The 6,427-nt window shown below is 62.3% G+C and carries 5 protein-coding genes and 3 pseudogenes; 7 read left to right on the top strand and 1 reads right to left on the bottom strand.

The window, feature by feature from the left end; genetic code table 11:
- A pseudogene (locus EOA22_RS21320) lies at positions 1-530 on the bottom strand (DNA polymerase I); the annotation flags it as partial.
- 416 nt (positions 531-946) lie between these two features.
- On the opposite strand from EOA22_RS21320, the gene EOA22_RS21325 reads away from it, so the two are divergent.
- From EOA22_RS21325 to EOA22_RS21355, 7 genes and pseudogenes are all read left to right on the top strand, one after another.
- Positions 947-2,332, top strand: a complete 1,386-nt coding sequence (locus tag EOA22_RS21325; RefSeq protein ID WP_063170335.1) for a M20/M25/M40 family metallo-hydrolase — start codon at positions 947-949, stop codon at positions 2,330-2,332.
- A gap of 124 nt (positions 2,333-2,456) precedes the next feature.
- Positions 2,457-3,077, top strand: a pseudogene (locus EOA22_RS21330) (ribonuclease D).
- A gap of 100 nt (positions 3,078-3,177) precedes the next feature.
- A complete protein-coding gene (locus EOA22_RS21335; protein WP_013529550.1) occupies positions 3,178-3,381 on the top strand; it encodes a hypothetical protein in 204 nt (67 codons plus the stop codon).
- 108 nt (positions 3,382-3,489) lie between these two features.
- Positions 3,490-3,743, top strand: a pseudogene (locus EOA22_RS21340) (GlsB/YeaQ/YmgE family stress response membrane protein).
- Positions 3,744-3,768: 25 nt separating this feature from the next.
- On the top strand, positions 3,769-3,915 hold the full coding sequence (locus EOA22_RS21345) for a hypothetical protein (protein ID WP_013529552.1): 147 nt from the start codon (positions 3,769-3,771) through the stop codon (positions 3,913-3,915).
- Between the two features lie 18 nt (positions 3,916-3,933).
- Entirely contained in the window at positions 3,934-4,848 is a 915-nt protein-coding gene (locus tag EOA22_RS21350; RefSeq protein WP_063170334.1) for a hypothetical protein, read from the top strand.
- A 169-nt stretch (positions 4,849-5,017) separates the two neighbouring features.
- On the top strand, positions 5,018-6,427 hold a 1,410-nt coding region (locus tag EOA22_RS21355; RefSeq protein ID WP_164755707.1), incomplete at its 3' end, for a transglycosylase domain-containing protein.

A 6,427-nucleotide genomic window follows, 5' to 3' on the forward strand; every position in this document is an offset into this window, starting at 1 on the left:
ACGGCCCATTTCTCGATGACCTCCGGAATTCCGATCTGGCGGTCCTTCATCGGGTCGTACATGGCGACCGTATCGCCAACCAGTTGCATCAAATCCTTATCGGAGGAGATGATGGTGGTATCGCCGCCGGCTTCGCAGGCGAGCCTCGCATAGGTGGCGATCAGATCGTCAGCCTCGTAGCCTTCGATCTCGACGCAGGGCAGGTTGAACGCCCTGGTCGCCTGGCGGATCAGGCCGAATTGCGGGATCAAATCTTCCGGCGGTGCCGAGCGGTTGGCCTTGTATTCGGGGTAGAGGTCGTTGCGGAAGGTTTTTGACGAATAGTCGAAAATGACGGCGAAATGCGTCGGCACGATGCCTACATCGGTATTGCGGGCGTCGAGCATCAGCTTCCACAGCATGTTGCAGAAGCCGGAAACGGCGCCGACCGGCAGGCCGTCGGATTTGCGGGTCAGCGGCGGCAGCGCGTGATAGGCACGGAAGATGTAGCCGGAGCCGTCGACAAGGAAGAGATGATCGCCTTTTTTCATGCCGGCAGGGATAGCGCGGCGCGGCGGCTTGGTCCATGCCAAAGGCAGCCTCGACTATCGGTTCCGGCAACACCCTGACAGATCGCCGTCACCCTGCTCACGCCCATGTTACAAAACTGTAATTTTCGTGCCCTTGAATCGCCACGTTCAGAGACCCAAATACACGTCATCGGCAGTTTTCGCCGAGTCCGGAGCAAGGCCCGTCCCCCGCCTATCCCGGACACCTGCGGCAGCCTATCCCCCCTCTCCGGGCTGCCGCATCGTTTCGAGTAGAAGGCCGCCGTGGTTCCCCCTCCACCACGGCGGTCTTTTTTTGCCTCGCAGAGACGTTTGCAGCCCGTGGTCCAATGATCGCGGGCTTTTCGTTTTCCCGTCATGCCTTTACGGTTCCGGTTCTGAATCGAAAGGCTTCACATATGTCCGCAGTTTCCCCCGTCCTCGACCGTCTCGACAAGAATCTCGACCAGAGCCTCGAGCGCCTGTTCGGCTTGCTCAGGATCAAGTCCATCTCCACCGATCCAGCCTATGCCGCCGACTGCCGCAAGGCGGCGGAATGGCTGGTGGCCGAACTCGAGCTGATCGGCTTCGACGCCAGCGTTCGCGACACGCCCGGCCACCCGATGGTGGTTGCGCACCATGACGGCCCGGCCGGTTCGCCGCATGTGCTGTTTTACGGCCATTATGACGTTCAGCCGGTCGACCCGATCGAATTGTGGGAAAGCGATCCGTTCGCGCCTGCTGTCAAGGAGGTCGGGCCGGACCACAAGGTGATCGTCGGTCGGGGGTCGGCCGACGACAAGGGCCAGTTGATGACCTTCGTCGAGGCTTGCCGCGCCTGGAAACAGGTGCATGGCAATCTGCCTTGCCGCATCACCATCCTGTTCGAGGGCGAGGAGGAATCCGGTTCGCCTTCGCTGAAGCCGTTCCTCGAGGCCAATGCCGGCGAACTCAAGGCCGATTTCGCGCTGGTCTGCGATACCGGCATGTGGGATCGCGACACGCCGTCGATCTGCGTCGGATTGCGCGGGCTGGTGGGTGAGGAGATCACGGTGAAGGCCGCCGACCGCGACCTGCATTCGGGCCTCTATGGTGGTGCCGCCGCCAACCCGATCCGCGTCCTGGCCAGGGTGCTGGCCGATGTCCACGACAAGGACGGCCACATCACCATTCCCGGCTTCTATGATGGCGTCGAGGAAACGCCGTCGCAGATCCTGAAATCATGGGAGACGCTCGGCGAGACTGCCGAGACGTTCCTGGGACCGGTCGGCCTGTCGATCCCGTCGGGCGAAAAGGGCCGCTCCGTGCTGGAATTGACCTGGGCGCGGCCGACGGCCGAGTTCAACGGCATCATCGGCGGCTATACCGGCAAGGGCTTCAAGACGGTGATCGCGGCCGAAGCCTCGGCGAAGGTCTCGTTTCGCCTTGTCCACAAGCAGGACCCGAAAAAAATCCGGGCCGCGTTCCAGAAGTTCGTCAAGGAGCGCATTCCGGCCGACTGTTCCGTCGAATTCCATCCGCATGGCGGCTCGCCGGCAATCCAGCTTTCCTACGACTCGCCCTTCCTGGCCAAGGCCAAGAATGCGCTGTCCGACGAATGGCCGAAGCCGGCGGTTACGACGGGCAGCGGTGGCTCCATTCCGGTTGTCGGCGATTTCCAGACCTATCTCGGCATGGAATCGCTGCTGGTCGGGTTCGGCCTCGACGACGACCGCATCCACTCGCCCAACGAGAAATACGAGCTCAGCTCCTTCCACAAGGGCCAGCGCTCCTGGGCGCGGATTCTCGATGCCTTGACGCGCTGAGCAGCGGAACCCCTGTTTTCCTGTTGATTTTTCAGCCGATCGCGGCGAGGACGGGCCACAAGATAAAGCGCTGCAGCATCCCCTGCGGGTCAGGGGGCACTGTAGGGCTCGACCGGAGAAGACAATGGCCGATATCCGTTTCCATAAAAACGACCTGCCCGACCTCTCGCACTACAATGTCGGGGCAGTGGCCATCGACACCGAAACGCTCGGGCTCAATCCGCATCGCGACCGGCTGTGAGTGGTGCAGATTTCGCCCGGCGACGGCAGCGCCGACGTCATCCAGATCGCGCCCGGCCAGAAGAAGGCGCCGAACCTCGTCAGCCTGCTGAGGAACCGTGGCGTAACCAAGCTGTTCCACTACGGCCGCTTCGATCTTGCCGTTCTCTACAATGCGTTCGGCGTCATGCCGGAGCCGGTGTTCTGCACCAAGATCGCCTCGCGGCTGACCCGCACCTATACCGACCGCCACGGGCTCAAGGACATCTGCTTCGAGCTTCTCGGCGTCGGGCTGTCCAAGGCGCAGCAATCGTCGGACTGGGCGGCCGAGACGCTGTCGCCCGAACAGCTCGAATATGCGGCTTCCGACGTGCTCTATCTGCACCGGTTGCGCGATGTACTGGCCGGACGGCTGGCGCGCGATGGGCGGACCAAGGAGGCCGATGCCTGCTTCCGCTTCCTGCCGACGCGTGCCAAGCTTGACCTGATGGGCTGGGACGAAGAGGATATCTTCGCCCATAGCTGAGGGCCGTTGGCGCGCTCCGCGGGCCGGTGACCGTTTGGAACCGGATACAGGCCGTCGCGTTCTGTCGGCTCAGTTTGTCGGTGCAATTGGGGATAATGACATGGCGGACAGAAAGCCGATTGCGACCGCGCCGACAGACGGCTCCAAGGTCTCCGTGACCTGGAAGGACAGCGACGGCGTCATCAACGAATCCATCGCGCAATATCGCGACGACGGCTGGTGGGTCTATATCGACAGTCACACGCAAAAGAAGGTCGAGCCGACCAGCTGGCGCCCTGCCGCAAGCGACGACGACGATCAATAAGCGCGCCGCTGGTGAGGCCGGCTGCTTTCGAATAGCCTAAGCTGTTGATGTCGAGGCCGATTCGGGCTTTCCGGTCCGCGGTCGCCCTCTTGCTCGGAGGAAATCGCTATGGGTGTCGAAAGCTTGCTCGTCTTCATCATCATCGGTGCCATCGCCGGCTGGCTCGCCGGTCTCATCGTTTCCGGCTTCGGCTTCGGCCTGATCGGCAACATCATCGTGGGCATCGTCGGTGCGTTCATGCCGGCTGGCTGTTTCCGCGGATCGGCTTTTCCATCGGCCGCGGCACTCTCGCCGCGATCATCCATGCCACGATCGGCGCCATCATCCTGCTGGTACTGGTCAAGGTTCTGAAACGAGCCTGAGGCTCGACAACGCAAAGAGCGCGCCATGAAACAGAATACGCTCTATCTCGTCATCGGCGCGCTCGTCGTCGTGGTCATCGCGCTCGGCATCTATGTCTATCGCGAGCAGACCAAACCCAAGGGCGTCGAGCTCAAGATCGACGACAAGGGCATTTCGATCCAGCAGAACTAAGCCATGCGGGGGCGCGACATGGTTGCTTCTGACGCCCCGGAAGACGTCGATCAGCCCCCGATCACCGTGGCGGAGTGGGAGAGGCTGAACCGGCCGCCAAGGCGCGAGGCGCTGCTGCGCTATCGTTGGCGGGTGTTTCGCTTTCTGAGGACATCCGCACCGGTCAGCGAATTGCAGGGGCAAGAGCAGGTATTCCGCGATGCGGTCGTCGCCACCGTGGCCTTCAACCGGCCCGAAATGATCGAATGGCAGATCCACCTGGTACGCCGATACCTGGCCGAGCACGAAAGCTACATCGTTTTCGACAACAGCAACAAGGGCGAGGCAAGGGAAGCAATCCGCGATCTCTGCCGTCGCCAGCATGTCCCCTATGTCGCATTGCCGAAGAACAGGCTGGTCGTCAGCAGATCGCACGGTCAAGCGCTCAACTGGATCGTGCGGAATTTCTTGCCCAGGTTCGGGCCGAAGCTGTTCGGCTTCATCGATCATGACATCTTTCCGACTGAACCGTTTTCGATCCGCGCCCGGATGGAGGGCAAAAGCCTCTACGGCAGCGTGCGGCGCGATACGCCGACGCCAGGCGGCTGGTTCCTGTGGCCCGGCTTCTGTTTTTTCGACGGAAGCCTTTTGCGGCGACGGCTGGATTTCGCCCCGAGCTACAAGTTTCATATGGATTCCGGCGGCGGCAACTGGCCTGTGCTCTACAGGTCGATCGATCCGGCGCTGGTTCGATTCGCTGAAAACAAATCGCTTCGCTTCGGCGCCGGACATGATCAATCCGAGGATTTTTTCATGATGGTCGAGGGCTGGCTGCACGTCACGAACGCCTCGAACTGGAGGCGACAGCCGGTCGACAGGGGCGAACACATTGTCGCGCTGTTGCGGCAAGCCGGCGGTCCCGACCAGCCGGATGTGAAGTTCGAGCCCATCTGAACGAGACAGCGAACAGCGTGGCGTCAGTAACCTGCAAAGAGCAGACGCTGGCGTTTTTGGCTGCCCAACCCCAAGGCCGGCATTCGAACACGACTTAACCCGCCCTTAAATCGCCGCATCTACTCTTCAACCCGAACGCCATAGGCATCGGGGACATCAAGCACAGCGCATGGCGAACCGCAGAGACAGTCGCATCGAACCCAGTTTCGAGGGGCCGCCGCAGGCGCGGTCCTCGGCGGGTCTTTCGGTGAACGAGGAGGATCGCGTCGTGCCGAGCAATCGCAAAGCCTCCGCAAAACGCAAGCCGGCCAAAGGGAAATCGTCGCGGGTCAAGCGCGGCAGAAGCCGGCGCGGCCTGTTCGGCGTGCTCGGCCGGCTGTTCTACTGGTGCTTCGTGCTCGCCATCTGGGGCGGCATCGCCGTGGCCGGCATCGTCATCTACTACGGCGCCAAGATGCCGGCGGCGACGACCTGGTCGATTCCCGACCGCGCCCCCAACATCAAGATCGTCTCGGCAGATGGCCAATTGCTCGCCAATCGCGGCATGAGCGGCGGCGAGGCGGTCGGCCTGCACGAAATGTCGCCCTATATCCCGGAAGCCGTCATCGCCATCGAAGATCGGCGCTTCTACTCGCATTTCGGCATCGACCCGATCGGGCTTTCCCGCGCCATGGTCACCAATGTGCTTGGCGGGCATTTCTCGCAGGGTGGCTCGACGCTGACCCAGCAATTGGCCAAGAACCTGTTCCTGACACCCGACCGCACGCTGGAGCGCAAGGTGCAGGAAGTGCTGCTGGCGCTATGGCTGGAGCACAAGCACACCAAGGACCAGATCCTCGAAATGTACCTGAACCGGGTGTATTTCGGCTCTGGCGCCTATGGCGTCGAAGCCGCCTCGCGCCGCTATTTCGGCAAGAGCGCGCGCGACGTCACCCTGTCGGAAGCCGCATTGCTTGCCGGCCTGCTGAAGGCGCCGTCGCGGCTGTCCCCGGCACGCGATCCGAAGGCCGCCGAGGAGCGCTCGCAGCTGGTGCTTGCCGCCATGCGCGACGAGGGCAAGATCAGCGCCAAGGAACTGACCTCGGCGATGAGCGCGCCGGCAACGCGTGCGCCGTCCTATTGGACCGGCTCGGAGAATTACGTCGCCGATACCATCATGGAGGAACTGCCCGACCTGATCGGCGACGTACGCGGCGATATCGTCATCGACAGCACCGTCGACCTAAACCTGCAGAAGCTCGCCGAGCAATCGATCCGCAGGCTGATCGACGACAGCGGCAAGAAACTCAACGTCAGCCAGGGCGCCCTGGTGTCGATCGACGATTCCGGTGCGGTGCGCGCCATGGTCGGCGGCTACGACTATTCGACCAGCCAGTTCGACCGTGCTTCGGAGGCACGTCGCCAGCCGGGTTCGGCATTCAAGCCGTTCGTCTATATGGCCGCTCTTGAAGCCGGCCGCACGCCCGACAGCATCCGCAACGATGCGCCGATCAAGATCGGCAACTGGACGCCCGACAATTACGGCGGCAAGTATTTCGGCAAGGTGACGCTGGCCACTGCGCTGGCCAAGTCTCTGAAC

It is taken from the genome of Mesorhizobium sp. M7A.F.Ca.US.014.04.1.1, from assembly GCF_003998745.1.
In the GTDB taxonomy this organism is placed as follows: Bacteria; Pseudomonadota; Alphaproteobacteria; order Rhizobiales; family Rhizobiaceae; genus Mesorhizobium; species Mesorhizobium ciceri.

Bases quoted from the DNA above. Each gene is read 5' to 3' on its own strand.
- EOA22_RS21325 (WP_063170335.1), top strand. From the start codon at position 947: ATGTCCGCAGTTTCCCCCGTCCTCGACCGTCTCGACAAGAATCTCGAC.
- EOA22_RS21345 (WP_013529552.1), top strand. From the start codon at position 3,769: ATGAAACAGAATACGCTCTATCTCGTCATCGGCGCGCTCGTCGTCGTG.
- EOA22_RS21335 (WP_013529550.1), top strand. From the start codon at position 3,178: ATGGCGGACAGAAAGCCGATTGCGACCGCGCCGACAGACGGCTCCAAG.
- EOA22_RS21350 (WP_063170334.1), top strand. From the start codon at position 3,934: ATGGTTGCTTCTGACGCCCCGGAAGACGTCGATCAGCCCCCGATCACC.